We start from the raw sequence: 25,914 nt of genomic DNA, 5'->3' as shown, positions 1-25,914 counted from the left end.
AAAGGGTATTATTTTTAATGTGAATGAATTTACTTAAGGAGTGAACGAGATGAGCTTTAAAAATAAAATAACAAATAAATTTACAAATAAAGTAGGCAATAAAGTACTGAAAATTGAGGATATTAAACAAAAAAATAATATACCTACAACAAATATTGAGATTGAGGAACGTCGTGAAAGGGCACAAGCACTTGTTAGAAAAAAATCAGTTTTATCTTCAAGTGTAAGTGTTGTGCCAATTCCAGGTTTAGACTTTGGTGTAGATATTAAGCTTATGAGAGATATTATTGAAGATGTTAACAAGATATATGGTCTTGACCATAAACAGGTTAATAATATGGGAGATGATATGAAAGAACGTGTTTTTGCAGCGGCGGCAATTCAAGGAAGTCAATTTATAGGTAAAAAAGTATCCAATGCGATATTGAAAGTGGTTATCCGAGATGTTGCCAAACGAGTAGCGGCAAAACAAACTAAATGGTTCCCTATTCTTGGTCAAGCAATTTCAGCTTCAATAAGCTATTACTTCATGAAGAAAATAGGGGAAGAACATATTCAAAAATGTGAAAAAGTTGTAAAAACACTTGTTTAAAACTATAGCGTTTTCACAAAATGATTAAAATTCGTTGAATATTGTCATATCATGGGTGCAACGAATTGAATTTATATGTATAATTTGGTAATGTTATTATATAAAACTATGCAAGGTTTTATAATAAACTAACGATTCTAACTATACGAAGGAGATATCATATTATGGAACAAAAATCATATGTAATTATTGACGAAACAGGTATCCACGCTCGTCCAGCGACAATGCTTGTTCAAACTGCTTCAAAATTCGACTCAGATATTCAATTAGAATATAACGGTAAAAAAGTTAACTTGAAATCAATCATGGGTGTTATGAGTTTAGGTGTAGGTAAAGATGCTGAAATCACTATCTACGCTGATGGTAGCGATGAAACTGACGCAATTGAAGCAATAACAGATATCTTATCTAAAGAAGGATTAACTAAATAATTATGTCTAATTATATTAATGGCATAGCTGCATCTGATGGTGTAGCTATTGCTAAAGCATATTTATTAGTTGAACCTGACCTTTCATTTGATAGTGAAAAGGTAACAGATGTCGACGCTGAAATTGCAAAGTTTAACCATGCTATCGAAACATCTAAAGTTGAATTAACTAAGATTAGGAATAATGCAGAAGAGAATTTAGGTGCCGATAAGGCAGCGATTTTTGATGCACATTTATTAGTTTTAGATGATCCTGAATTAATTCAACCGATTGAAGAAAAAATTAAAAACGAACAAGTTAACGCACCAACTGCATTATCTGATGTAACTGGACAATTTATCACAATATTCGAATCAATGGATAATGAATACATGAAAGAGCGTGCTGCTGATATTAGAGACGTTTCAAAACGTGTGTTAGCACATATCTTAGGTGTAGAATTACCAAATCCTAGTATGATTGATGAAAGCGTTGTTATAATCGGAAATGATTTAACACCTTCAGATACTGCTCAGTTAAACAAAGAATTTGTACAAGGATTTGTTACAAATATTGGTGGTAGAACATCACATTCTGCAATTATGAGTCGTTCATTAGAAATTGCTGCAGTCGTGGGTACTAAGTCAATTACTAAAGAAGTAAAACAAGGCGATATGATTATCGTTGATGGTTTAACTGGTGAAGTAATTATTGACCCAACTGAAGATGAAGTTATAGCGTATCAAAATAAACGTGAGCGTTTCTTTGAAGATAAGCAAGCGTTGCAACAATTACGTGATGAACCATCAACAACAGCTGATGGAACGCATGTAGAGCTTGCTGCTAATATAGGTACACCAGATGACTTAAAAGGTGTTATCGAAAATGGCGCAGAAGGTATTGGATTATACCGTACTGAGTTCTTATATATGGGTAGAGATGAAATGCCAACTGAAGATGAACAATTTGAGGCTTATAAAAAAGTATTGGAAACAATGGAAGATAAGCGTGTTGTTGTACGTACTTTAGATATCGGTGGCGACAAAGAGTTACCGTATTTAAATTTACCTGAAGAAATGAATCCATTCTTAGGATATCGTGCAATTCGTTTATGCTTAGATCAACCAGATATTTTCAGACCGCAATTAAGAGCATTATTACGTGCATCTACCTACGGAAAATTAAATATCATGTTCCCAATGGTTGCCACAATCAAAGAGTTCCGCGATGCAAAAGCATTGTTATTAGAAGAAAAAGAAAATTTAACTAACGAAGGCATTGAAGTATCTGATGATATTGAATTAGGTATTATGGTAGAGATACCATCTACTGCTGCTTTAGCAGATGTATTTGCTAAAGAAGTTGATTTCTTTAGCATTGGTACAAATGACTTGATTCAATATACAATGGCTGCTGATCGTATGTCTGAACGTGTTTCTTACTTGTATCAACCATACAATCCTTCAATTTTACGTTTAGTAAAACAAGTGATTGAAGCTTCACATAATGAAGGTAAATGGACTGGTATGTGCGGAGAAATGGCTGGAGACGAAACTGCTATTCCATTGCTACTAGGCCTAGGTTTAGATGAGTTTTCAATGAGTGCAACATCTATATTGAAAGCGCGTCGACAAATCAAAGGTTTAAGTCAAAATGAAATGGAAGAACTAGCGAATAGAGCAATTAATTGTGCGACTTCAGAAGAAGTACAAGAATTGGTTGAACAATACGCGAAATAAAATTTTTGAATAATTTTGTAAGCGAATGCATATAAGTGTTGAATTACTTTAATGCTTCGCTACATTTAAAAAAACTGTTCACAGAGTTAAATAACTTTGTGAACAGTTTTTTTGATTATTCAAATCTTTTAATACACAATTATTGTAAAATGCAACTTTCTGAGTTAGGTTTGATATATAAGTTAATGGGATGGCGAAGGGTAACTAATTTAAATTCAAACGTTGATTGATTTTATCCATATCAATTTGATACATTGGTTCGCTATCTATTAAGATAAATGGTGTAGCAAATGCATCATAATCCATCATTTCGTTTCTAAATTTTGAATTGCTAATATTTTTTTCAATATAGTCAATTGCTTTATCTGATAAGTAATTCTTGATAAATGTACAAGGTGGGCAATCGTTTTGGGTGTAAATAATAATTTCAGTCATAGTACTATGTCCTTTCTCCATCGTAATTTACTTAAATATAAAAAACTTTAATAAATATTTCAAGTTTAAAAATTACATGCTATTGGTCATTAATTTGTCACTTTATTTTGAGCGCAATTTATTTCAAAAAAATGTAAAGCAGTTTATAATGAATGGACGTTGTGATTTTTGTCACAAATAAATAAAAAAGGTGATATTATGGATTCAGTTGAATTAGCACGCTTTCTAACTGCGATGACACTCGCAGTTCATATAATTTTTGCAACAATCGGAGTAGGTGTACCGGTCATGTTTGCTGTTGCTGAATTTTTAGGGATTAAGAAAAATGATCCATCATATACAGCTATGGCTAAAAGATGGTCCAAAGGATATACCATTACAGTGGCAGTTGGCGTTGTAACCGGTACTATAATTGGTTTACAATTGTCGTTACTTTGGCCAACCTTTATGCAAATGGGTGGTCATGTTATAGCATTACCGTTATTTATGGAAACTTTTGCTTTCTTCTTTGAAGCAATTTTCTTGAGTATTTACTTATATACTTGGGATCGTTTTAAAGGGAAGTGGACACATTTTCTTATAAGCATTCCAGTTATATTAGGTGGGTCATTTTCCGCATTCTTTATCACAGCAGTTAACTCATTTATGAATACACCTGCTGGATTTGAAATGCAAAATGGAAAAATGGTAAATGTAGAGCCACTAGCAGCAATGTTTAATGATTCATTTTTAATACGTTCATTTCACGTTGTAGCCACTGCATTAATGACGATGGCATTTGTATTAGCTGCTATTGCAGCATTTAAATTGTTAAAAAATAAATTTAAAAAAGATACTGAGTATCATAAGAAAGCACTTAAATTAACTATGATTTTAGGTGTAGTATTTACCTTGGGATCAATGCTGGCTGGAGACTTGTCAGCAAAATTCTTACATCAAGAGCAACCAGAAAAGCTAGCAGCATATGAATGGCATTTTGATACAGAATCGAATGCAGATTTAATATTATTTGGCTCGTTAGATGAAAAAACACAAGAAGTTTCAGGTGCAATTAAAATTCCTGGTATTTTAAGCTTCTTAGCAGATAATAATACAAATACAGAAGTAAAAGGTTTAAATGATTTCCCTGAGGAATTACATCCACCTATGATTGTACATTATTATTTTGACTTAATGGTTTCTATGGGTGTATTTTGCCTTATAGTATCAGGCGCATACGTGTTGACGCTTGTGTTTAAAAAATTACGGAAATTCACACATTCTAAACCGATGTTATATGGTGCTTTATTGACTGGACCAGCGGCAATGTTGGCAATTGAGTTTGGGTGGTTCTTAACAGAACAAGGTCGTCAACCATGGTTGGTTCGTGGCTATCTAAAAGTAGCTGATGCGGCAACACAAGCAGGTGGCCTTACACTCGTGACGATATTATTTGGTTTACTTTATATCGTACTTATGGTTACTTCTGCTTATGTATTGATTCGTATGTTTAGACATAAACCAGCATATAAAGACGTTGAAGCATTAGCTTCAGAAAGAGGTGAAGCAGAATGATATTTGCTTACATTGGTATTTCAGTGCTTTGGATTTTCTTATTCTGTTACATCATTATCGCCTCAATTGATTTTGGTGCAGGCTTTTTTACACTACATGCAAAAATTACGAAGCAAGATAAGAAAATTAATCATTTAATCGCTCGTTATCTTAATCCAGTATGGGAAGTAACAAATGTGTTCTTTGTATTTTTCTTCGTAGGAATGGTTGGATTCTTCCCTGATACAGCCAAGTATTTTGGCACAGTGTTATTATTGCCAGCGTCAATCGCGTTAATTTTACTTTCAATTAGAGGTGGCTTTTATGCGTTTGAAAACTATGGCCCAGATACTAAGTTACCATGGTTAGCGATGTACGGCATTGCTGGATTATTGATTCCGGCTGCGCTAGCTACAACGTTAACAATATCTGAAGGCGGATATATTACTGGCACAGAGAATCATTTAGATTTAAATTGGTTAGAACTATTGCTTAGTCCATATTCTTGGTCGGTAGTATTTTTAGCGATTATTTCAGTACTTTATATCTCGTCAGGTTTTCTTACATTTTACGCTTCTAAAGCAAAAGATAAGCCAGCATACAATTTATTGAGATATTGGTTCTTAATTTGGGGAGCTCCTATGATTGCTGTATCATTATTTGTATTCTTGTCATTGCGTTTACAAAATGAAGGGCACTTCTTGAATGCAGTAACAAATTATTGGTGGATGTTCCTATTAAGCTTTATATGTTTTGTTGGTGCAATGGTATTAACACTTATGAAAAAAGGGCATGGTTATGCTTTTACGTTAGTAATTTTACAAATGGGCTTTGCATTCTTTGGTTATGGCGCAAGTAAATTGCCGTATATATTGTATCCGTACATTCGCATAGATGAAGGCGTCGTAAATAGTAGCATGGCAATAGCCTTAATTATTGTGTTTATTTTAGGTTTACTTTTACTCATTCCATCGTTAATATTATTATTAAGATTATTTGTCTTCGATAAAAAATATGTGGAAGGCAAAAAATAACTTAATATTTTCAAATGTGGTTATATTAATTGAAAGCAATACTTCTCAAAGTAAAGGTTTCGATTAATATGCCACAATTTTTAAATTGGAGGACGCATATGGATAAAGAATATGTGGTGATTGGCCTAGGTCGATTCGGTGGCAGTATAGTAAGAGAATTAAATGCATTAGACATGGATGTTATGGCAATAGATATGAATGAAGCCCGAGTAAACGAATACAGTGATATTGCAACACACGCTGTTGTTGCAGATACAACGGATGAAGCTGTAATGAAAAGTTTAGGCATCAGAAATTTTGATCATGTTATTGTTGCAATTGGAGAGAATATTCAATCTAGTACCCTAACGACTTTAATTTTAAAAGAGTTAGGTGTGAAGAAAGTAACGGCAAAAGCACAAAACGATTATCATGCCAAAATTTTAAATAAAATCGGCGCTGATACCGTTGTACACCCAGAAAGAGATATGGGTAGAAGAATTGCGCATAATGTTGCTAGTGCAAGTGTGTTAGATTATTTAGAACTGGCAGATGAACATTCCATCGTTGAAATCAAAGCAAGTGAGAAAATGGCAGGGCAAACAATTATACAGTTGGATATTCGTGCACAATTTGGTATTAGTATTATTGCTATTAAACGTGGTAGAGAAATCTTAGTATCTCCAGATCCTAATTTAAGTATAGAGATTGGTGATATTTTAATAATGATAGGACACGATAACGATTTAAATCGTTTCGAGAAAAAAGTAGTAAGATAATCATTATTAGATTATTTAAGTTAGTACTTTATGAACAGTTATAATAATTGTATATTTCTTATAAGTTAATAATAGAAAATGCGCTTAAAAGTAGCCACATATAGGATAGCTACTTTTAAGCGCATTTTTTAATAGTTGCTTAAGAAGTGGTCGTTTAAAATTCAATAAAAAAAGATGAAGTAGGGACGTCATTTAAAGTCTCAACTTCATCTTTTTATTAGCTTTTACTAAACGAATAGCTATTAATTTACTTTTAATTCTGATTAGGTTTGTTATCGCAAATCAACATTTTGTACAACGACGCATTATTCTTTGTTTGATGGCGTATCTGATGAATCTGTTGATTGCTTCTTATTAATATTTTGTTTCGGTTTTTTATTATTAACTTTTTTATTATGCTTATCTGTTGGTTTTTTAGATTTAGCGGGTGCCTTCGTGTTGTTTTTCTTAGGTTTAGGCTGATTATTATTAGGCTTTTTAGAAAATGATTGATTATCATCTTCATTAACTTTCATAATAACTGGTAATATCATTGGTTTACGTGCAGTTTTCTCAAATAGATAAGGTTGCAACGTTTCGATAATTGATGATTTAATTTGATGCCATTGAATCTCTGGATTTTGATTTAATTTACCAATTACATCTGTTTTGATTCTACGTTGCGCATCATAAATGAGTTGTCCTGATTCTCGCATATATACGAAACCTCTTGAAATAAGGTCTGGACCTGATAACAGTGTGTTCGTATTAAAGTCTATACTTACTACGACGATTACTAAGCCTTCTTCAGACAATAGTTTTCTATCGCGAATAACTACATTACCAATATCTCCAATGCCACTACCATCGACAAGTACGTTTCCTGAAGGAATTCTACCAGCTTTACGCGCTGTATCTCGTGTTAAAGCTAATACATCACCTATATCAAATATAAAGACATTATCGGGTTCAACACCACATTCAATTCCGGATTGACCGTGTGCTTTCAGCATACGGTATTCACCATGGATTGGTAAGAAGAACTTAGGACGTAATAAACGTAACATCAATTGTTGATCGCCTTTTGAACCATGTCCAGAAGTATGAATATTTGATACTTTATTATGAATAACTTCTGCTCCAGCACGATATAGTGAGTTAATCGTACGGTTGATACTCTTCGTATTACCTGGGATAGGTGATGAACTAAAGACAACCGTATCTTCTGGAATTATTTTAATTTGTTTGTGTGTACCATTAGCGATTCTTGAAAGTGCAGCCATTGGTTCACCTTGTGAACCAGTACATAAAATCAAGAGTTCATGTTTAGGAACTGTATTGATTTTATTAGGTTCAACAAATGTTTCTGGTGGTGCTTTGATATAACCTAATTCCATACCAATTTTGATATTATTTTCCATCGAACGACCAAAAGTTACAATCTTACGATTATGCTTGATTGCAGCTTCTACCGCTTGTTGCACACGGTAAATATTAGAAGCAAATGTAGCAAATATAATTCTGCCATTACAATTTCTGAATATTTTTTCGACGTTTTGACCGACTTCGCGTTCACTTAATGTGAAGTCAGGTACTAGCGAGTTGGTTGAATCAGAGAGTAAGCACAGAACGCCTTCTTCACCAAGTCTAGCCATTTTAGCTATATTAGCGGGCTCACCAACTGGAGTTAAATCAAATTTGAAATCTCCTGTATGCACAATATTACCTTCAGGTGTATTTACAATGACACCATATGATTCTGGAATACTGTGTGTAGTTAAATAGAATGAAACTTCAAAGTGTTTTGATTTAATTACACTACTTTCTTCAATTTCAATAAGTTCCGTAGTCCTTAACAAGTGATGTTCTTCTAATTTATTTCTAATTAGGCCTAGAGCTAATGGTCCACCATAAATAGGAACATTAATTTTCTTTAATAGGTAGGGCACACCACCTATATGGTCTTCGTGTCCATGAGTAATAAACAACCCAACGATTTTATCTTGATTCTGCTCTAGGTAAGTAATATCAGGAATAACGTAATCGATACCTAATAAATTGTCATCAGGAAATTTAATCCCAGCATCGATAATAACGATTTCATCTTGATACTCAACGGCATACGTGTTTTTACCAATTTCACCTAAGCCACCAAGTGCATAAACCGCAACTTCATTTTTATGAATTTGTTTCATTATTCAGCTTGCTCCACGTTGAAATGATCTGATTGTTTTTCATACTCTAAATGTGCGCCCTCTAGTTTAGTTATAAATTCAATATTAAAATTACGGTTTTTTAGATATCTTCTAACTTGTTCTTCTGTTTGTCCTTCAACATAAATCGTTTGTGTGTTTTCACGTACGATTACTTCTTCACTGTTATGTTGATAAAATACTTTAAATACTGCCATTTTATTATTTTCCTCCTAAAAATCATCTATTGATTTTCTTTTTATTTTATTGTAAAACCCTAGTGTTATAAGTGGGATGAAAATGATGAGGATTATAATATATCATCATTATTTTCAGAAACGTGATGTTTACACTACCATTATATAAATAGAACATACTAGTAATCCCAGTATGCTGCTAGGGCGATTTTCTTCATTTCGTTCGATTAGAAAAACACAAATATAATTACTTGTATGTTTTCAGTTATTTCTCATTTTACATGATGTAGTAGAATAAATAAAGCAGTTTTATCTTGTTGCGTGCCATTAATACGAACAATTATGCTTATATTTTATAAAGAATGTAAAATTAACTTCTTGTTTTTTCAGAAAATTTGAAAAAAATAAGTTTAAGCTTGAGTAAGAAATGAAAGTTATTATAAGATAATATGAGAAGGAAAAATTATTATCATTGCAAAATCAGTAGATTATCGTAGTGAAAGTGATGTTGAGGGTGATAGAAATGGATCAAGTAAAGAGAATTGTGGAAGATGTAAAAGTTGAAAAAAAACGAACTGATAAAATATTTCAAGATGTAACTTTTGAGGTGCGTGCTGAACAAGTAATCATGTTTTTTAATTATAATGAAATTATTGATAATGTAAATGGAAATCAAATTTATGTAAAACATAATCATGATCCAGAATTTATAGACATTCAGGAGTTAAATGTATTGAAATCAGAATTAAAAGAATTAGAAATTCCTTATCATGAACGTAGAGATGACTTTATGTAAAAATACCGTTAGCAACTTGAAATTATCAAATTGCTAACGGTATTTTTTAACCTTGATTAAGTTAGACTTCTACTGCATCATCGTGTGGTTGAAGTGGATTGTTTGGATCAATGTGATCATAGAACATAACACCATTGATATGGTCTATTTCATGTTGAACCACAATCGCTGGGTAGCCTTTTAAACGTAATTTAACTTCTTTACCATCAATATCAGTCGCTTTTACTGTAATTCTATTTTTACGATGGACAAGTCCGGGAATATTTTCGTCTACGCTTAAGCAGCCCTCGCCAGTAGGTAAATAAGCTTCTTGAATACTATGACTTATTACTTTTGGATTAACTAACATAAGGTCATAGCTTTTACCATTACCATCATCTGGTAAGTATACAGCTATCATTTTTTTAGAAACATTGATTTGAGGGGCTGCTAGTCCAACGCCTGAACGCAGTCCATATTTATTAGCAGTTTCCTCATCTTGACTATTAATTAAAAACTCTCTCATTGATTTCAATATATTGCGATTTTCATCAGAAATCGGTAACGGCACGTCTTGTGCTTTTTGTCGAAGTGTTGGATGTCCATCACGGATAATATCTTTCATTGTTAACATTTATTCATACACCTTCCTTAATATAAAATATACCAAAACTTAATAGGAAAAATACAGTAATAGATTTGATTTATCATAAAATATTATATAATATATCATACAAATAAAGGAGGATTTCTCAAAATGAAATTAAAATATGGCATCGGTGCAGTAATTGCTTCTACAATGTTAGTCGCAGGTTGTACAACTGATAAAGGTGAAATTAAAGACTACAATGAAAAAGTACAAAAAGCATTTGATGAAGAGAAACCTGTGTCATCAGTGGGTAAAAAGTTAAATAGCCTTGAGCAAGAAAAACAAAAATTAGTAAAAGAAATAAACGGAAAAGATCAGCAAGAAGTTAAAGAAACTTCAAAAAAAGTAGTGGATAACGTCGAAGAAAGAGAAAAAGAGTTTAAAAAAGAAGAAAAAGCGCTTAATGACTCTGAAAAAGAATTTAAAAAAGCACAAGAGCATGTCGACAACATAAGTGATAAACAAAAGAAAAAAGAAGTTGAAGAATTGAATAATGCACTTAAAGATAAGTACAAAGCGCACGACAATTATTCTAAAGCTTATAAAAATATTTTGACTAAAGAAAAAGATATGTTCAAGTACACTTCAGGTGATCAAGTGGATCAATCTGAAATTGATAAAAAGTCAGAAGCAGTATCAAAATCATATAAAGATATGAATAAAGCGTTTAAAAAATATTCAAATGCAATGAACAAAGTTAATCAAGAAAAAGAAGATGTTGATAGTCTTGGTTAAAAATTGAATGCAATACATTTGAAATTTGTGTTGATTGATTTTAGCATAATCATTGGGTACGCTTACATTTAAATGGAAGATTTTAGAAATAGCCACAGAATTTTAGTAGTACAGTGTTATAATTTTCATTAGTACAGTTCGAAAAACTGTATTCATTTTGAGTATTACAGAACTTTTTCAAATTGTTTAACAGTGTAACAGTTTTGTGGTACAATGTGATAGGATAAAATGAATTTCTACTATACGGGAAAGGTTTGGTGAATTGAATGGCTCAGAAATTAAAAGCCCAATTCGATGCAGAGAAGGTATTGAATGATACTGAATCTAAATTTGAAATGATTCAAATTTTGAATGAAGATGGCAATGTTGTTAATGAAGATTTATTACCAGAATTGTCAGACGAGCAATTAGTTGAATTAATGGAAAGAATGGTATGGACACGTATCCTTGACCAACGTTCTATTTCATTAAATAGACAAGGGAGACTAGGTTTCTATGCTCCAACAGCAGGACAAGAAGCTTCACAATTAGCTTCACAATATGCTTTAGAGCAAGAAGACTTTATTTTACCAGGTTATCGTGATGTACCACAATTAATCTGGCAAGGTTTACCTTTAACAGAAGCTTTCTTATTCTCAAGAGGTCACTTTAAAGGAAATAGAATGCCTGAAGGAGTTAACGCTCTAAGTCCACAAATTATTATCGGTGCACAGTATGTTCAAACAGCTGGTGTTGCATTAGGTATTAAAAAACGTGGTAAACAAGCAGTAGCAATCACTTACACTGGTGATGGTGGTTCGTCACAAGGTGATTTCTATGAAGGTATTAACTTTGCTTCTGCTTATAAAGCACCTGCAATTTTCGTTATTCAAAATAACAACTATGCGATTTCTACACCACGTAGTAAACAAACAGCAGCTACAACATTAGCTCAAAAAGCAATCTCAGTTGGTATTCCTGGTATCCAAGTTGATGGTATGGATGCATTAGCAGTATATCAAGCAACTAAAGAAGCGCGTGACCGTGCTGTAAATGGTGAAGGTCCAACTTTAATTGAAACAATGACATATCGTTATGGTCCTCATACAATGGCTGGTGACGATCCAACTAAATACAGAACATCTGATGAAGATTCTGAATGGGAGAAAAAGGATCCATTAGTACGCTTCAGAAAATTCCTTGAAAATAAAGGCTTATGGACTGAAGAAAAAGAAAACGAAGTTATTGAACGTGCTAAATCTGAAATCAAAGCTGCGATTAAAGAAGCAGACAACACTGAAAAACAAACAGTTGTTGACTTGATGGAAAATATGTACGATGAAATGCCTCAAAATTTAGCTGAGCAATATGAAATTTATAAAGAGAAGGAGTCGAAGTAACCGATGGCACAAATGACAATGGTTCAAGCGATTAATAATGCGCTTAAAACCGAATTACAAAATGATGAAAATGTCTTACTTTTCGGTGAAGACGTCGGTGTTAACGGTGGTGTTTTCCGTGTAACTGAAGGTTTACAAAAAGAATTCGGAGAAGATCGTGTGTTCGATACACCTTTAGCGGAATCTGGTATTGGTGGTTTAGCTCTAGGGTTAACTACACAAGGATACCGTCCAGTTATGGAAATACAATTCTTAGGATTTGTATTTGAAGTATTCGACTCTGTAGCAGGACAAATTGCGCGTACGCGTTTCCGTTCTGGTAACTCTAAACAAGCTCCAGTTACAATTCGTGCACCATTTGGTGGTGGTGTGCATACACCAGAATTACACGCTGATAACTTAGAAGGTATTTTAGCTCAATCACCTGGTTTACACGTGGTAATCCCTTCAAATCCATACGACGCTAAAGGATTATTAATTTCTGCAATTAGAAGTAATGACCCAGTTGTATATTTAGAGCACATGAAATTATATCGTTCTTTCCGTGACGAAGTACCTGAAGAAGAGTACACAATTGAAATCGGAAAAGCTAGCGTTAAACAAGAAGGTAATGACATCACACTGATTGCATACGGTGCAATGGTACAAGAGTCATTAAAAGCAGCAGAAGAATTAGAAAAAGAAGGTTACTCAGTAGAAGTAATTGATTTACGTACTGTTCAACCAATTGATATTGAAACACTTGTCGCTTCAGTTGAAAAAACTGGTCGTGCGGTAGTAGTTCAAGAAGCTCAACGTCAAGCTGGGGTTGGTGCAACAGTTGCATCTGAATTAGCTGAGCGTTCAATTCTATCATTAGAAGCTCCTATTGCAAGAGTTGCAGCGGCTGACACTGTCTATCCGTTTACACAAGCTGAAAATGTTTGGTTACCAAACAAAAACGATATCATTGAAAAAGCAAAAGAAACATTAGAATTTTAATATACTCATTGAATGGAGTAGCGTATACGATACTCCATTCAAGTTTATATATACAACAAAGAAGGTATGAGTAGTATATATAAACCTGTTTTCTAATTTTTGACTTAATATGAATTTTTAGGAGGATAATAACGTGGCATTTGAATTTAAATTACCCGACATTGGTGAAGGTATCCACGAAGGTGAAATTGTAAAATGGTTTGTTAAAGCTGGAGATACAATTGAAGAAGATGATGTATTAGCTGAAGTACAAAACGACAAATCAGTTGTAGAAATTCCATCGCCTGTTTCAGGTACTGTTGAAGAAGTTTTAGTAGACGAAGGTACTGTAGCAGTTGTTGGTGATACAATTGTTAAAATCGATGCACCAGATGCAGAAGACATGCAATTTAAAGGTAGCGAAAGTGACGAAGCTGCTAGTGAAGAAACAGAGGCGCCAGCAGAAGAAAGTACACCAGAAGCAACTTCACAATCTTCAAATGATGAAGAAGTAGATGAAAGCAAACGTGTTAAAGCGATGCCTTCAGTTCGTAAATATGCACGTGAAAAAGGCGTTAATATTAAAGCTGTTACAGGTTCAGGCAAAAACGGACGTACTACTAAAGAAGACGTTGACGCTTACTTAAATGGCGGTCAATCAACTGCTTCTAATGAAAGTGCAGCAGCTAGCGAAGAAACAACTAGCACAAGCGCTTCACAACCAGCAGCAGTTTCGACTGAAGGTGAATACCCAGAAACTACTGAAAAAATACCTGCAATGCGTAAGGCAATTGCTAAAGCAATGGTTAACTCAAAACATACTGCACCACACGTAACATTAATGGATGAAATTGATGTTCAAGAATTATGGGACCACCGTAAAAAATTCAAAGAAGTTGCAGCTGAGCAAGGTACAAAATTAACATTCTTACCTTACGTTGTAAAAGCACTTGTTTCTGCACTTAAAAAATATCCAGCACTTAACACAGAATTCAACGAAGAAGCTGGCGAAATCGTGCACAAACATTACTGGAATATTGGTATCGCAGCTGATACAGATAGAGGTTTATTAGTACCAGTAGTTAAAAATGCTGATCGCAAATCTATGTTTGCAATTTCAGATGAAATTAACGAACTAGCTGTTAAAGCTCGTGACGGTAAATTAGCAGCTGATGAAATGAAAGGTGCTACTTGTACAATCAGTAACATCGGTTCAGCTGGTGGACAATGGTTTACACCAGTTATCAACAACCCAGAAGTTGCAATCTTAGGTATCGGACGCATTGCACAAAAACCTATCGTTAAAGATGGCGAAATTGTTGCAGCTCCAGTATTATCATTATCATTAAGCTTTGACCACAGACAAATTGATGGTGCTACTGGACAAAATGCTATGAATCATATTAAACGTTTATTAAATAATCCAGAATTATTATTAATGGAGGGGTAAAACATGGTAGTTGGAGATTTCCCAATTGAAACAGATACTATTGTAATCGGAGCAGGACCTGGTGGTTATGTTGCGGCAATTCGTGCAGCACAATTAGGTCAAAAAGTAACAATCGTAGAAAAAGGCGAACTTGGTGGTGTATGTCTAAACGTAGGATGTATTCCTTCAAAAGCGTTATTACACGCTTCGCATCGTTATGACGAAACTAAGAACTCTGAAAATTTAGGTGTAATCGCTGAAAGTGTTTCACTAAAATTTGATAAAGTTCAAGAATTCAAACAATCAGTTGTTAAGAAATTAACTGGTGGTGTTGAAGGATTATTAAAAGGTAATAAAGTTGAAATCGTAAAAGGTGAAGCTTACTTTGTTGATAACAATAGCCTACGTGTTATGGATGATAAAAGTGCTCAAACTTATAACTTCAAAAACGCGATTATTGCAACTGGTTCTAGACCAATTGAAATCCCTAACTTTAAATTTGGTAACCGCGTAATCGATTCTACTGGCGCTCTAAATTTACAAGAAGTTCCTGGTAAATTAGTTGTCGTTGGTGGCGGCTATATTGGTTCAGAATTAGGAACTGCTTTTGCTAACTTTGGGTCAGAAGTTACTATATTAGAAGGTGCAAAAGACATCTTAGGCGGTTTCGAAAAACAAATGACGCAACCTGTTAAAAAAGGTATGAAAGAAAAAGGCGTTGAAATTGTAACTGAAGCGATGGCTAAATCTGCTGAAGAAACTGAAAACGGTGTTAAAATAACTTATGAAGTAAAAGGCGAAGAACAAACAATCGATGCTGATTACGTATTAGTTACTGTAGGACGTCGTCCTAACACTGACGAATTAGGCTTAGAAGAGTTAGGCCTTAAATTTGCAGATCGTGGATTATTAGAAGTAGACAAACAAAGCCGTACTTCAGCTGAAAACATTTTTGCAATTGGTGATATCGTTCCTGGTTTACCACTTGCGCATAAAGCTAGCTATGAAGCTAAAGTTGCTGCTGAAGTAATCGCTGGTGAAGCATCTGAAGTAGACTACATTGGTATGCCTGCTGTATGTTTCACTGAACCAGAACTTGCTACTGTAGGTTACACTGAAGCTCAAGCTAAAGAAGAAGGTTTAGCAGTTACAGCTTCTAAATTCCCTTATGCAGCTAATGGTCGTGCTTTATCATTAGATGATACAACTGGATTTGTTAAATTGTTAACACTTAAAGAAGATAATACATTAGTAGGTGCTCAAGTAGTTGGTACTGGTGCTTCAGATATTATTTCTGAATTAGGTTTAGCAATTGAAGCAGGTATGAATGCTGAAGACTTATCTTTAACTATCCATGCTCACCCAACATTAGGTGAAATGTCTATGGAAGCTGCTGAAAAAGCATTAGGATTACCTATCCATACAATGTAATTTCTTAGAATTTCATACTAAAGTTAAAAAAAGAATGTGACATAACAAGTATTTGTTATCACGCTCTGGTAAAAACGTTTGTGATTGAGCATAGCTTAAATTAAGTTATGCTCATCGTAATCACGTATTGCCAATATCACAATTGAGTCCGGGACATAAATAGATGTCTCGGATTTTTTCTGTATATATCATTTAGGTGATACAAAGTATTAGTTTAAAATATAATGAAGATAGATCAGTTGAATGGGAGGTAAAGAACAATGGAATATCAATATCCAATAGATTTAAATTGGACAAATGATGAGATGATGCAAGTCGTGTCATTTTTCAATGCTGTTGAAGCTTATTATGAATCTAAAGTTGAAGGACAACGCGTACTAGATCGCTATAAGCAATTTAAAGAAATTGTACCTGGCAAAGCTGAAGAGAAACAGATCTTTAAAGAATTTGAAAATAGTAGTGGTTATAACAGTTATCAAGTAGTTAAAGCAGTGCAAAGTTCACCAGAACAAAGATATTTTTCAGCAAAATAAAAATAACTATTGTCATAATAGCTATATTCTGATATTTTTATTAAGCATTAAACAAAATGTTTGATAAGAGTAAACAGAATATGGCTTTTTAATTTTTTTAAGGCCATAAATGATAGTTATGATGAAAATTAAAATTTTTCACTATAATTTTTTGAAAAGGTGAAATTAATGGATATAGGTAAAAACATTAAGAATTTACGTATCATAAAACATTTAACACAAGAAGAATTAGCAGAACGTACTGACTTATCAAAAGGTTATATATCACAAATAGAAAGTCAACATGCATCGCCAAGTATGGAAACCTTTTTGAACATATTAGAAGTATTGGGCACGACGCCTAGTGATTTTTTCAAAGAACCACGAACAGAAAAAGTGTTATATAAAAAGGCATCACAAGTCACTTATGATGAATATGATAAAGGATATATATTAAATTGGCCGGTTACACAGTCTAACGAATTTGAAATGGAACCATTATTACTAACGTTGAAAGGAAATGCCTCATATAAAAACTTTGAACCTTCAGAATCAGATACTTTTATCTATTGTTTAAAGGGGCAAATTACTTTGAAATTAGGTGATGATGATCACCATGCTGTAGAAGGAGATGCCCTTTATTTTAAAGCTAATCAGCTACATAGATTAATAAACCCAACATCAGAAGAAGCTCAAGTGATGATAGTCGCTACTGCTTCTTATTTATAGGAGGATATATACATGGAACCTTTATTATCTTTCAAATCTGTAAGTAAAAGTTATGATGATTTACAGATTTTAGACAAGATTGATATTGATATAGAGTCAGGTCATTTTTATACACTACTTGGACCATCGGGTTGTGGTAAAACTACCATATTAAAACTTATTGCTGGCTTTGAAACTGCAGATAATGGAGAGATTATTTATCAAAACAAGAAAATAAACGAAACACCGGCAAATAAACGTAAAGTAAATACAGTCTTTCAGGATTATGCCTTATTTCCACACCTTAATGTTTATGACAATATAGCTTTTGGATTAAAACTTAAAAAAATGAGTAAGTCTGAAATTAAAAGGAAAGTTCAAGAAGCTTTACAGCTTGTAAAATTAACAGGTTATGAGGCACGCACAATTGATGGTATGAGTGGCGGTCAAAAACAACGCATAGCAATTGCACGAGCTATAGTTAATGAGCCTGAAATACTCTTATTAGACGAGTCACTGTCTGCGCTGGATTTAAAGTTACGTACACAAATGCAATATGAGTTAAGAGAGATACAATCCAGATTAGGAATAACGTTTATTTTTGTAACTCATGACCAAGAGGAAGCCTTGGCACTTAGTGATTATATCTTTGTTATGAAAGATGGTAAAATTCAACAATTCGGCACACCAACTGATATTTATGATGAACCAGTCAATCGCTTTGTGGCAGACTTTATAGGAGAATCTAATATCGTTGAAGGTACAATGATTGATGACTATTTAGTTAACATTTATGGTCAAGATTTTGTCTGTGTTGATATGGGCATAGATTCTCAGAAAAAGGTTGAGGTTGTAATTAGACCAGAAGATATTACTTTGATAGCAGCTGCAGAAGGTTTATTTGAGGTCACTGTTGATTCGATGTTATTTAGAGGCGTTCACTATGAAATTAATTGTATAGACAGAAAAGGCTATGAATGGATGATTCATTCTACTAAAAAAGCAGAAATAGGAAGTAAAGTTGGCTTGTATTTTGATCCTGAAGCGATTCATATTATGGTGCCAGGTGAAACTGAAGCAGAATTTGATCAACGTATCGAAAGTTATGAGGAGCATAACCATGCGTAAAATAAACAAATTCTTGTTCATTCCTTATGTGTTATGGATGATACTATTTATTATAGTTCCAGTACTTTTGCTTGTGTACTTCTCCTTATTTGATTTACACAGACATTTCAGTTTTGACAATTATAAGCAAATTCTGACATGGAAATATTTTCGTATGATTTGGGATTCAGTAGTTTTTGCAGCTGTTATCACACTCATTACATTGGTAGTCAGTTATCCAGCAGCTTATTTTATTAGGTCCTCAAAATTCCAAAATTTGTGGTTACTGATATTAATCATACCTACATGGATTAATTTACTACTGAAGACCTATGCATTTATTGGGTTATTGAGTCATGATGGTATTATCAATCAAATGTTAAGATTATTACATTTACCTGAAATGGATTTATTGTTTACTGTTCCTGCATTTTTAATTGTAGCAAGTTATATTTATATTCCATTTATGATTTTACCTATTTTTAATAGTATGAAAGACATTCCTAATAATATATTACAGGCATCTAGTGATTTAGGTGCAAGTCCGTTTACTACTTTTAGAAAAGTAATACTTCCATTGACTAAGCAAGGCGTATTAACAGGTATTCAAGTAACGTTCATTCCTGCATTATCATTGTTTATGATAACGAGATTAATTGCAGGAAATAAAGTAATTAATATAGGAACTGCGATTGAAGAGCAATTTCTTGTAATTCAAAATTATGGGATGGGTTCAACGATTGCGCTATGCCTTATTATATTTATGGCGCTAGTCTTGATTATTACTAATACTAAATCTTCGAATGGAAGAGGGTGAAACAAGTGAAATGGTATGGTAAGTTATATATCTACATATTAACGGCAGTATTATATATCCCGATTTTATTTTTAATGCTTTATTCCTTTAATTCTGCAGGTAACATGATTCATTTTGAAGGATTTACATTAGAACATTATCAATCTTTATTTAATAATGAACGTCTCATGGCAGTTATTTTTAATACAATTGCTGTTGCTTTATTAGCCGCAGCCTTTGCAACGGTGATTGGTACGATGGGGGCCATCGCTTTATTTCATCTGAGAAATAAAAAATTAAAAGTTTCATTGTTAACATTAAATAATGTGTTGATGGTTTCATCAGATGTTGTTATCGGTGCGTCGTTTTTAATTATGTTTACGGCTATTGGTCATTTTACAGGTCTAGGGCTTGGATTTACGACTGTGTTAATTTCTCATATTGCATTCTGTATACCAATCGTTGTCATCATTGTTCTACCTAAACTTTATGAAATGAATGATTACACACTAAATGCAGCACGTGATTTAGGTGCAACTGAATTCCAAGTATTAAATAAAGTAATGTTACCGCATCTGATGCCTGCAATCATTGGTGGGTTTTTTATGGCTCTCACATATTCACTAGATGACTTTACTGTAAGTTTCTTTGTGACAGGTAATGGATTTAGTGTATTATCAGTAGAAGTTTACGCTATGGCTAGAAAAGGTATTAGCATGGAAATCAATGCTATTTCTACAATATTATTCGTAGTCATTATGTTAGGTATTCTTGGTTATTATTTTATCCAAAATATGATGAAACATAAAAAGCAAGTGAAACGAGGTATACAGCAATGAAGCGATTCTTACAATTAATTATAGTTTCAATTGTTGTTGGATTAATATGTCTGTTTATCAGTCATAAGTTTACAGCGAAAGACCATTCAAAAAATAGTGAAAAAATTTATGTTTATAATTGGGGAGAATATATTGATCCTAGTTTAATTAAAAAATTCCAAAAGGAAACAGGTATTGAAGTAATCTATGAAACTTTTGATTCTAATGAAGCTATGGAAGCAAAAATACGTAACGGTGGTACACATTATGACGTCGCTTTTCCTAGTGAATATACTGTTCAAAAATTAAAAAGACAAAACATGTTATTACCAATAAATCATGATAAGATTCCTAATATCAAAAATTTAGATTCAGATTATATGAATATGTCTTTTGATAAAAATAATCAATATTCATTGCCATATTTTTTTGGAACTGTAGGAATTATCTATAATAAAAAAGCATACCCCAATGACAATTTTGACTCTTGGAATCAATTATATAATAAAAAGTATAGTAATGATGTATTATTAGTAGATGGTGCAAGAGAAGTAATAGGTTTAGCATTGAACAAATTAGGATACAGTTTAAATGATACGAATTCACAACACCTAGAAAAAGCGGAACAAAATTTAAGACATTTAGGCCCAAACGTTAAAGGTGTCGTAGGTGACGAAATCACTATGATGCTAGAACAACATGAAGCGAATGTTGCTGTTGTGTGGAGTGGTGTCGCTGCTCCTATGGTTCAAGGTAGTGATGAATTTGATTACGTTGTGCCTAAAGAAGGTTCGAATTTATGGTTTGATAATATGGTAATACCTAAAACTGCTCAAAATAAAGCAGGCGCATATAAGTTTATGAATTTCTTATTAGACGCACAAAATAATAAGCAGAATACAGAATGGGTTGGTTATGCAACACCAAATAAAGCAGCAAGACATTTACTTCCAGATGAAGTGAAAAATGATGAACGCTTTTATCCATCCCAAGAGTCACAAGAAAACTTAGAAGTTTACAGAGATTTAGGAAAAGAAACATTGAGTGAATATAACGAAAGGTTTTTAAATTTTAAAATGTCATTAAAATAAATCTAAGTTAGTAGTTATTTTAGCGTATTTTCGCTATAATAGTTTGAAAGCATTATAAGGAGTTGTATAGACATGTCAGGAGAGCAATATACTCAAGTTAGACGTCCTGTGAGTCGACTAGCAGAAAAAGTATTAGGTTGGTTAAGCTGGGTATTTTTATTATTACTAACCATTATTACGATGTTTATTGCACTAGTATCTTTTAGTAGTGAGACATCAATACAAAATTTAGAAACTACATTAAATGGGAATGATTTTGTTCAGCAAATTTTAGCTAATAATAGCTTGAATACGACGCAATTTGTGATTTGGTTACAAAATGGTGTGTGGGCTGTTATTGTTTACTTTATTGTGTGTTTATTATTATCATTCTTAGCACTTATCTCAATGAATATTAGAATGCTGTCAGGGTTTTTATTCCTCTTAGCTACAATAGTTACGTTGCCGTTAGTGTTATTATTTGTTCCTCTGATTATTCCAATCCTGTTTTTAATCGTAGCAGTTATGATGTTTGCACGTAAAGATAAGGTGGAAACGATGCCTACTTATTATGGTGAAGGGTATCTAGGTCGTTATTCAGAATATGAACAACAAGCTGAACCAACATCACAATATAGCGAGAGGGAACATACTTCTGACGTTGAACAACAAGCGAGAACAGATAACCAGCTAAGAAGAGGTGGCTATTCTTCTGAAGTAGCAGAAAAAGTAAACGCTGATACACAAGAGGCACATGAAGAACCTCAAGTACTTTCGAGACAAGCGAAATACAATTATAAACATAAAAAGCAAACTGAAGATGATCAACTACAAACAGATGAATTTGGTCCAGTAAGTGATGTTTATGATGAAAATGGAGACTCAGTTTCAAAACAAAGTCAAACTGAAGTTGATGATATAACAGAGTATGATGAACAGGCTCAAGCAGAAGCTGCACAGAGAAGACAAGATGCGTATGAAGAAGAGCAACGAAGAAAGCAAGAAGCATACGAAGAAGAACAACGTCGTAAGCAAGCTCAAGCAGAAGAAGCGGCAAGATTGAAACAAGAGAAAGCAGAAGAAAAAGCTCGTATTAAAGAAGAGAAGAAAGAACGTAGAAAACGTGAGAAAGAAAGACGTAAACAACAACCAAGTGCAGTAAATCAACGCAGACAAAATTTTGAAGAACGTAAAAAAATGACTTCACAAACTGTTGATGATACAGCTGAACATGATAGCAAGGAAACACGTGAATCGGACACCTCAGAAAACAACAAATAAGATATAAATATTTTAGAATGTGCTATGAGATTTGCTAGTTCATTTGAAACTTAAAAAAGGAACGAGACTGATGTCTCGCTCCTTTTTTGTATTTCGTTTATAGTTCTTGGAAAGTCTGTATAATTAAGTATATATTTAATAAACTTAAAATGATGATTAAGATCCAAGATATGATATTAACCCATGATTTATTTTTGAATTGTCCCATTAAACTATGATCATTTGTTGAAAGTTGTAAGGGAATCAAAGAGAATGGTAGAGCTAAACTTAAAAATACTTGTGAGAATACTAGTAATTGTTCCATTTTTGCTTCATTGCCTTTAAAGATAATTAAGCATAATATGATTGGCAGTATGGCAATTGAACGAGTAATCAATCTACGTAACCAATTGGGTATTTTTAAATTTATAAAACCTTCCATCACAATTTGACCAGCCATTGTCCCTGTTATTGTAGAATTTTGACCAGAAGCTAGTAATGCGACAGCAAACAGCGTACTCATAATTGCTCCTAATGAAGTGCCTAATATAGGTTGATTTTGTAAAGCATTGAATAAGTCATAAAATCCACCGAGCTGTTCAGAATTGACACCAAAGAAAAGCGCAGCGCCTAGTACTAAAAGTAAGCAGTTAACCACAAAAGCAATGGACAATTGAATGTTTGAATCTATAATTGCATATTTAATTGCTTGTGCTTTAGATTGAGTGCTTTTACGATCATACATTCTTGATTGAACAATGGATGAGTGTAAATATAAGTTATGAGGCATGATTGTCGCTCCAATTATACCTAAAGCAATAAAGAGGGCACTGTTATCTGTGATAATTGTCTTACTAGGTAAGAAGCCATTTAAAACTTCTGATACATGTGGGGAAGCTACAAAGACTTCAAAGATAAATATAGCAAGTACAGTAAAAATGAGTGTGCCTACAATAGCTTCAATTTTTCTAAAGCCAAATTTCATAATGAACAATAATAGAAAAACATCTAACACAGTGATTAATGCACCCACCAATAAGGGGATGCCAAAGAGTAAATCAAGTGCGATTGCACTACCTATTACTTCAGCTATATCTGTTGCAATAATGGCTAACTCTGCAATAATCCAAAATATAAAAGCAATAGGCTTATTTAAATAGTGTTTTGTTGCTTGTGCTAAGTCCATACCTGTTGCTATTCCTAACCTCACTGTCATACTTTGCAATAACATGGCTGACAGACTTGAAAGTAAAATCACGAATAGCAAAATGTAGCCGAACTGTGCACCACCCTGCATAGATGTAATCCAGTTACCGGGGTCCATATATCCTACAGCTACTAGTAGACCGGGTCCTAAATAAGAAAAAAGTTTTTGGCTAAACTTGCCGTGAGTATTGACTGAAACCGTATTATTGATTTCATCTAAACTCTTATTATGGGATTGAATCGTTTTGCTCAATACCCTCACCTCCATATACATTTACTAATATTTCATAGATTACTCCAAAAAAAATGTTAGGTCAACCTAAACAGTGTGATAAAAGGTATTTTATTTTTACTGAATTAATTATTATATTTAAACATATATAATTAAAATACGTAGCAATTAGGGCGTGATGATTTTTTACTCAATATAAATTTGCTATGATAGAATTAATAAAAAATAGGAGGAAGATTATGAAAAGAAAAGCTGAAAGAATCACAGCCTGGATAGCAAATGGTCTAAGTATACTATTTTTGTTACTTATGATCCTTGTATTTTCTTTCCTAAATGTGCCAGAATTTCAAGAAACATTTAAAGAGATGAATCAGCAACAAGGTGTAGAAATGTCGATTGAAGCATTTAAAACTTCCATGATTTTCCAAGGTAGCTTTTTAATTATTTCAACGATACTAGGTATTATTGGTACATTGACTATTAAAGGAAATCGTATATTAGCAGGCTGTATTTTAATTATTGCAGCGATTACTGGTATATTTGCAGGAAACTTTATTGCACTGATCTTATGGTTTGTTGTTGCTATCATGCTGTTTGTAAGAAAAGGTCCACATGATAGGGACAATCAAAATGACAGAGCATTTTCTCAACAGAATTTTGATAATCAAAATAATCAGCGTAAACAAACAGAAATTAACCCAGAAAATGAAATGAAAAAGAAAAAAGAGGATGACCCATATATTTACTAAAATACTTTAGAGAAGAGGATGTTTAGTCAATATACAAAATTTTGTGCTCTCGTATAAGGACCACTAACTCATTAAATTTAGAAGTGGCCTTTAAAAGAGTGAAAGTTCAAGCCAATTCCAATATAAAGATTGGGGATGGGACATAAATATCTCCGACTAAAGTAAAAACATCAATTTCTACTGAGTATATAGAAATTGATGTTTTTTGATTGTATGAAATAGTGAAGTTTCTATTGATAGTGTAAATAGAGTCATGCTATAGATTTTATACATAAGACACTTCGTTAATTTAAATTAATAGTATTTATTAAATTATACATAAGGGACTTATTTTTTTAATGTGAAATTACACATGAATGCGATGTAGTTTGGCAAGACGCTTGAGGGGATGGGACAAGCTGTAGAATACAGGATGAAGCTGATCCCCTAAGAAAGCGAGTCAACGATACGAACATTGAATAAAAAATAAGCACTCGGATGAATTGAATCATCTGAGTGCTATTTTCTGGGATTTATACCCCAAAATATTCTAATGCAATAATTATTTTGCAATAAAATAATACAGCGCAAGTATTATAGAGAAAATGACTATCATCATACTTTCGCTTTTATTTACTTATTTGTAAAATTTCAATAGATATTCAAATGTGTCTTCTAAGAATGCTAAAAATGACTTATCATTCTTAAGTGCTTCAGAGCCTGGAGCTAACGTACGAGCTACGAAAAATTCACCTTTTTTAACTTCTTTAACACGTTTAAACGCTTTGTATATGTCTTCATCGGTCATTTCGTGTATGTATGTCTTTTCTTGGCTCATATGGTCTAAGCTTATACTAAAATCATTTGGTAGATTTTTTAATGTTTCAAATTGGTTTTCGAAAGCTGTAACTTGTTGTGCTTTATCTTTTGCCTCATGCATAACACCATACATAATAAATAATTGATTTTCAAATAAGCCTATTTGAAAATGAGGCTGCATTTTATAACCACGCTTATTAGTTGCGAATGCTACCCAGGTATCTTTAGGTGGATTAACACTTCGACGAGCGTGTTTGGCTACGTGAGGATAGAAAACTTCACCTGTAGCAGTTTCTAAATATTGTGAGAAATAATCACCTAAAGCGTGCAATTGTGGTCGAATATGGTTATTAAGTGCTTCCATTCTGGCATCTAAGCCATCTACTGTAAATACTTTGAAGTCTTTAGGTTTAAATGTATATTGAGTCATT

General features: G+C 33.1%; 26 protein-coding genes. 20 read left to right on the top strand and 6 right to left on the bottom strand.

Annotated features, from left to right (window positions below; translation table 11 throughout):
* Window positions 1-49: 49 nt before the first annotated feature.
* The 3 genes from LG295_RS09495 to ptsP all read left to right on the top strand — a co-directional run bounded on the left by LG295_RS09495 (window position 50) and on the right by ptsP (window position 2,741).
* Window positions 50-592 (top strand): DUF697 domain-containing protein, encoded by a 543-nt coding sequence (locus LG295_RS09495; protein WP_107529752.1) that lies wholly within the window; start codon window positions 50-52, stop codon window positions 590-592.
* A 164-nt stretch (window positions 593-756) separates the two neighbouring features.
* Complete coding sequence (locus tag LG295_RS09490; protein WP_017724134.1) at window positions 757-1,023, top strand: phosphocarrier protein HPr; 267 nt, start codon at window positions 757-759, stop codon at window positions 1,021-1,023.
* A 2-nt stretch (window positions 1,024-1,025) separates the two neighbouring features.
* Window positions 1,026-2,741 carry a phosphoenolpyruvate--protein phosphotransferase gene (gene ptsP, locus LG295_RS09485; RefSeq protein ID WP_107529751.1) on the top strand — a complete coding sequence of 572 codons (1,716 nt, stop codon included), beginning with the start codon at window positions 1,026-1,028 and terminating at the stop codon, window positions 2,739-2,741.
* A 204-nt stretch (window positions 2,742-2,945) separates the two neighbouring features.
* Here the strand turns inward: ptsP and LG295_RS09480 are convergent, their stop codons facing one another.
* Entirely contained in the window at window positions 2,946-3,176 is a 231-nt protein-coding gene (locus tag LG295_RS09480; RefSeq protein ID WP_107529750.1) for a glutaredoxin domain-containing protein, read from the bottom strand.
* Window positions 3,177-3,374: 198 nt separating this feature from the next.
* Between LG295_RS09480 and LG295_RS09475 the strand changes: the two genes are divergently transcribed.
* From LG295_RS09475 to LG295_RS09465, 3 genes are all read left to right on the top strand, one after another.
* Window positions 3,375-4,730 carry a cytochrome ubiquinol oxidase subunit I gene (locus LG295_RS09475; protein ID WP_107529749.1) on the top strand — a complete coding sequence of 452 codons (1,356 nt, stop codon included), beginning with the start codon at window positions 3,375-3,377 and terminating at the stop codon, window positions 4,728-4,730.
* Window positions 4,727-5,743 (top strand): cytochrome d ubiquinol oxidase subunit II, encoded by a 1,017-nt coding sequence (locus LG295_RS09470; protein ID WP_107529748.1) that lies wholly within the window; start codon window positions 4,727-4,729, stop codon window positions 5,741-5,743. The genes LG295_RS09475 and LG295_RS09470 overlap by 4 nt, the downstream gene beginning before the upstream one ends.
* A gap of 98 nt (window positions 5,744-5,841) precedes the next feature.
* Complete coding sequence (locus LG295_RS09465; RefSeq protein WP_017724139.1) at window positions 5,842-6,501, top strand: TrkA family potassium uptake protein; 660 nt, start codon at window positions 5,842-5,844, stop codon at window positions 6,499-6,501.
* A 305-nt stretch (window positions 6,502-6,806) separates the two neighbouring features.
* On the opposite strand, the gene rnjA is transcribed toward LG295_RS09465, so the two are convergent.
* Both rnjA and LG295_RS09455 read right to left on the bottom strand, forming a co-directional pair.
* Window positions 6,807-8,675: a ribonuclease J1 gene (rnjA, locus tag LG295_RS09460; RefSeq protein ID WP_107558467.1), complete on the bottom strand. Its 1,869-nt coding sequence runs from the start codon at window positions 8,673-8,675 to the stop codon at window positions 6,807-6,809.
* Window positions 8,675-8,890 (bottom strand): DNA-dependent RNA polymerase subunit epsilon, encoded by a 216-nt coding sequence (locus LG295_RS09455; RefSeq protein ID WP_017724141.1) that lies wholly within the window; start codon window positions 8,888-8,890, stop codon window positions 8,675-8,677. The genes rnjA and LG295_RS09455 overlap by 1 nt, the downstream gene beginning before the upstream one ends.
* A gap of 502 nt (window positions 8,891-9,392) precedes the next feature.
* Here LG295_RS09455 and LG295_RS09450 point away from each other — a divergent pair.
* On the top strand, window positions 9,393-9,665 hold the full coding sequence (locus LG295_RS09450; protein ID WP_107529746.1) for a hypothetical protein: 273 nt from the start codon (window positions 9,393-9,395) through the stop codon (window positions 9,663-9,665).
* Window positions 9,666-9,726: 61 nt separating this feature from the next.
* Here the strand turns inward: LG295_RS09450 and def are convergent, their stop codons facing one another.
* A complete protein-coding gene (gene def / locus LG295_RS09445; RefSeq protein ID WP_107558469.1) occupies window positions 9,727-10,278 on the bottom strand; it encodes a peptide deformylase in 552 nt (183 codons plus the stop codon).
* Between the two features lie 123 nt (window positions 10,279-10,401).
* Between def and LG295_RS09440 the strand changes: the two genes are divergently transcribed.
* The 12 genes from LG295_RS09440 (at window position 10,402) to auxB (ending at window position 22,519) form a co-directional block, all read left to right on the top strand.
* Window positions 10,402-11,028: a YkyA family protein gene (locus LG295_RS09440; RefSeq protein WP_326000302.1), complete on the top strand. Its 627-nt coding sequence runs from the start codon at window positions 10,402-10,404 to the stop codon at window positions 11,026-11,028.
* Between the two features lie 266 nt (window positions 11,029-11,294).
* Window positions 11,295-12,407 (top strand): pyruvate dehydrogenase (acetyl-transferring) E1 component subunit alpha, encoded by a 1,113-nt coding sequence (pdhA, locus tag LG295_RS09435; RefSeq protein ID WP_107529743.1) that lies wholly within the window; start codon window positions 11,295-11,297, stop codon window positions 12,405-12,407.
* 3 nt (window positions 12,408-12,410) lie between these two features.
* Window positions 12,411-13,388 (top strand): alpha-ketoacid dehydrogenase subunit beta, encoded by a 978-nt coding sequence (locus LG295_RS09430; RefSeq protein WP_017724146.1) that lies wholly within the window; start codon window positions 12,411-12,413, stop codon window positions 13,386-13,388.
* 133 nt (window positions 13,389-13,521) lie between these two features.
* Window positions 13,522-14,817, top strand: a complete 1,296-nt coding sequence (locus LG295_RS09425; RefSeq protein ID WP_107529742.1) for a dihydrolipoamide acetyltransferase family protein — start codon at window positions 13,522-13,524, stop codon at window positions 14,815-14,817.
* A 3-nt stretch (window positions 14,818-14,820) separates the two neighbouring features.
* Window positions 14,821-16,227, top strand: coding sequence for a dihydrolipoyl dehydrogenase (lpdA, locus tag LG295_RS09420; protein WP_107529741.1), 1,407 nt, complete (start codon window positions 14,821-14,823; stop codon window positions 16,225-16,227).
* Between the two features lie 260 nt (window positions 16,228-16,487).
* Window positions 16,488-16,760, top strand: a complete 273-nt coding sequence (locus LG295_RS09415; RefSeq protein ID WP_318832976.1) for a UPF0223 family protein — start codon at window positions 16,488-16,490, stop codon at window positions 16,758-16,760.
* Window positions 16,761-16,928: 168 nt separating this feature from the next.
* On the top strand, window positions 16,929-17,468 hold the full coding sequence (locus tag LG295_RS09410; RefSeq protein ID WP_107529739.1) for a helix-turn-helix domain-containing protein: 540 nt from the start codon (window positions 16,929-16,931) through the stop codon (window positions 17,466-17,468).
* 12 nt (window positions 17,469-17,480) lie between these two features.
* Window positions 17,481-18,575, top strand: coding sequence for an ABC transporter ATP-binding protein (locus tag LG295_RS09405; protein WP_107529738.1), 1,095 nt, complete (start codon window positions 17,481-17,483; stop codon window positions 18,573-18,575).
* Window positions 18,568-19,371 carry an ABC transporter permease gene (locus LG295_RS09400; RefSeq protein ID WP_318832975.1) on the top strand — a complete coding sequence of 268 codons (804 nt, stop codon included), beginning with the start codon at window positions 18,568-18,570 and terminating at the stop codon, window positions 19,369-19,371. Before LG295_RS09405 ends, LG295_RS09400 begins: the two co-directional genes overlap by 8 nt.
* A gap of 5 nt (window positions 19,372-19,376) precedes the next feature.
* A complete protein-coding gene (locus LG295_RS09395) occupies window positions 19,377-20,189 on the top strand; it encodes an ABC transporter permease (protein WP_107558474.1) in 813 nt (270 codons plus the stop codon).
* Entirely contained in the window at window positions 20,186-21,259 is a 1,074-nt protein-coding gene (locus tag LG295_RS09390) for a spermidine/putrescine ABC transporter substrate-binding protein (RefSeq protein ID WP_318832974.1), read from the top strand. Before LG295_RS09395 ends, LG295_RS09390 begins: the two co-directional genes overlap by 4 nt.
* A 72-nt stretch (window positions 21,260-21,331) precedes the next feature.
* Window positions 21,332-22,519: a lipoteichoic acid stability factor AuxB gene (gene auxB, locus LG295_RS09385; protein WP_318832973.1), complete on the top strand. Its 1,188-nt coding sequence runs from the start codon at window positions 21,332-21,334 to the stop codon at window positions 22,517-22,519.
* 97 nt (window positions 22,520-22,616) lie between these two features.
* Here auxB and LG295_RS09380 read toward each other — a convergent pair whose 3' ends face one another.
* A complete protein-coding gene (locus tag LG295_RS09380) occupies window positions 22,617-23,972 on the bottom strand; it encodes an Nramp family divalent metal transporter (RefSeq protein WP_318832972.1) in 1,356 nt (451 codons plus the stop codon).
* Window positions 23,973-24,175: 203 nt separating this feature from the next.
* Here LG295_RS09380 and LG295_RS09375 point away from each other — a divergent pair, with 203 nt between their 5' ends.
* Window positions 24,176-24,685 (top strand): DUF4064 domain-containing protein, encoded by a 510-nt coding sequence (locus LG295_RS09375; RefSeq protein ID WP_318832971.1) that lies wholly within the window; start codon window positions 24,176-24,178, stop codon window positions 24,683-24,685.
* A 616-nt stretch (window positions 24,686-25,301) separates the two neighbouring features.
* Here LG295_RS09375 and LG295_RS09370 read toward each other — a convergent pair.
* Window positions 25,302-25,913, bottom strand: coding sequence for a YktB family protein (locus LG295_RS09370; protein ID WP_107529731.1), 612 nt, complete (start codon window positions 25,911-25,913; stop codon window positions 25,302-25,304).
* Between the last annotated feature and the right edge of the window lies 1 nt (window position 25,914).

Origin of the sequence: Staphylococcus pseudoxylosus (genome assembly GCF_044794325.1) — a bacterium.
Classification (GTDB): domain Bacteria; phylum Bacillota; class Bacilli; order Staphylococcales; family Staphylococcaceae; genus Staphylococcus; species Staphylococcus pseudoxylosus.
The sequence above is the reverse complement of the archived record's forward strand: the minus strand, read 5'-3'. Positions and strand labels throughout refer to the sequence as shown.

Bases quoted from the DNA above. Each gene is read 5' to 3' on its own strand.
- LG295_RS09405 (WP_107529738.1), top strand. From the start codon at position 17,481: ATGGAACCTTTATTATCTTTCAAATCTGTAAGTAAAAGTTATGATGAT.
- LG295_RS09410 (WP_107529739.1), top strand. From the start codon at position 16,929: ATGGATATAGGTAAAAACATTAAGAATTTACGTATCATAAAACATTTA.
- LG295_RS09390 (WP_318832974.1), top strand. From the start codon at position 20,186: ATGAAGCGATTCTTACAATTAATTATAGTTTCAATTGTTGTTGGATTA.
- LG295_RS09400 (WP_318832975.1), top strand. From the start codon at position 18,568: ATGCGTAAAATAAACAAATTCTTGTTCATTCCTTATGTGTTATGGATG.
- LG295_RS09455 (WP_017724141.1), bottom strand. From the start codon at position 8,890: ATGGCAGTATTTAAAGTATTTTATCAACATAACAGTGAAGAAGTAATC.
- LG295_RS09495 (WP_107529752.1), top strand. From the start codon at position 50: ATGAGCTTTAAAAATAAAATAACAAATAAATTTACAAATAAAGTAGGC.
- LG295_RS09375 (WP_318832971.1), top strand. From the start codon at position 24,176: ATGAAAAGAAAAGCTGAAAGAATCACAGCCTGGATAGCAAATGGTCTA.
- auxB (WP_318832973.1), top strand. From the start codon at position 21,332: ATGTCAGGAGAGCAATATACTCAAGTTAGACGTCCTGTGAGTCGACTA.
- LG295_RS09440 (WP_326000302.1), top strand. From the start codon at position 10,402: ATGAAATTAAAATATGGCATCGGTGCAGTAATTGCTTCTACAATGTTA.
- LG295_RS09490 (WP_017724134.1), top strand. From the start codon at position 757: ATGGAACAAAAATCATATGTAATTATTGACGAAACAGGTATCCACGCT.
- LG295_RS09380 (WP_318832972.1), bottom strand. From the start codon at position 23,972: ATGGAGGTGAGGGTATTGAGCAAAACGATTCAATCCCATAATAAGAGT.
- LG295_RS09465 (WP_017724139.1), top strand. From the start codon at position 5,842: ATGGATAAAGAATATGTGGTGATTGGCCTAGGTCGATTCGGTGGCAGT.
- LG295_RS09370 (WP_107529731.1), bottom strand. From the start codon at position 25,913: ATGACTCAATATACATTTAAACCTAAAGACTTCAAAGTATTTACAGTA.
- LG295_RS09450 (WP_107529746.1), top strand. From the start codon at position 9,393: ATGGATCAAGTAAAGAGAATTGTGGAAGATGTAAAAGTTGAAAAAAAA.
- LG295_RS09415 (WP_318832976.1), top strand. From the start codon at position 16,488: ATGGAATATCAATATCCAATAGATTTAAATTGGACAAATGATGAGATG.
- LG295_RS09480 (WP_107529750.1), bottom strand. From the start codon at position 3,176: ATGACTGAAATTATTATTTACACCCAAAACGATTGCCCACCTTGTACA.
- def (WP_107558469.1), bottom strand. From the start codon at position 10,278: ATGTTAACAATGAAAGATATTATCCGTGATGGACATCCAACACTTCGA.
- LG295_RS09430 (WP_017724146.1), top strand. From the start codon at position 12,411: ATGGCACAAATGACAATGGTTCAAGCGATTAATAATGCGCTTAAAACC.
- LG295_RS09470 (WP_107529748.1), top strand. From the start codon at position 4,727: ATGATATTTGCTTACATTGGTATTTCAGTGCTTTGGATTTTCTTATTC.
- pdhA (WP_107529743.1), top strand. From the start codon at position 11,295: ATGGCTCAGAAATTAAAAGCCCAATTCGATGCAGAGAAGGTATTGAAT.
- ptsP (WP_107529751.1), top strand. From the start codon at position 1,026: ATGTCTAATTATATTAATGGCATAGCTGCATCTGATGGTGTAGCTATT.
- lpdA (WP_107529741.1), top strand. From the start codon at position 14,821: ATGGTAGTTGGAGATTTCCCAATTGAAACAGATACTATTGTAATCGGA.
- LG295_RS09475 (WP_107529749.1), top strand. From the start codon at position 3,375: ATGGATTCAGTTGAATTAGCACGCTTTCTAACTGCGATGACACTCGCA.
- rnjA (WP_107558467.1), bottom strand. From the start codon at position 8,675: ATGAAACAAATTCATAAAAATGAAGTTGCGGTTTATGCACTTGGTGGC.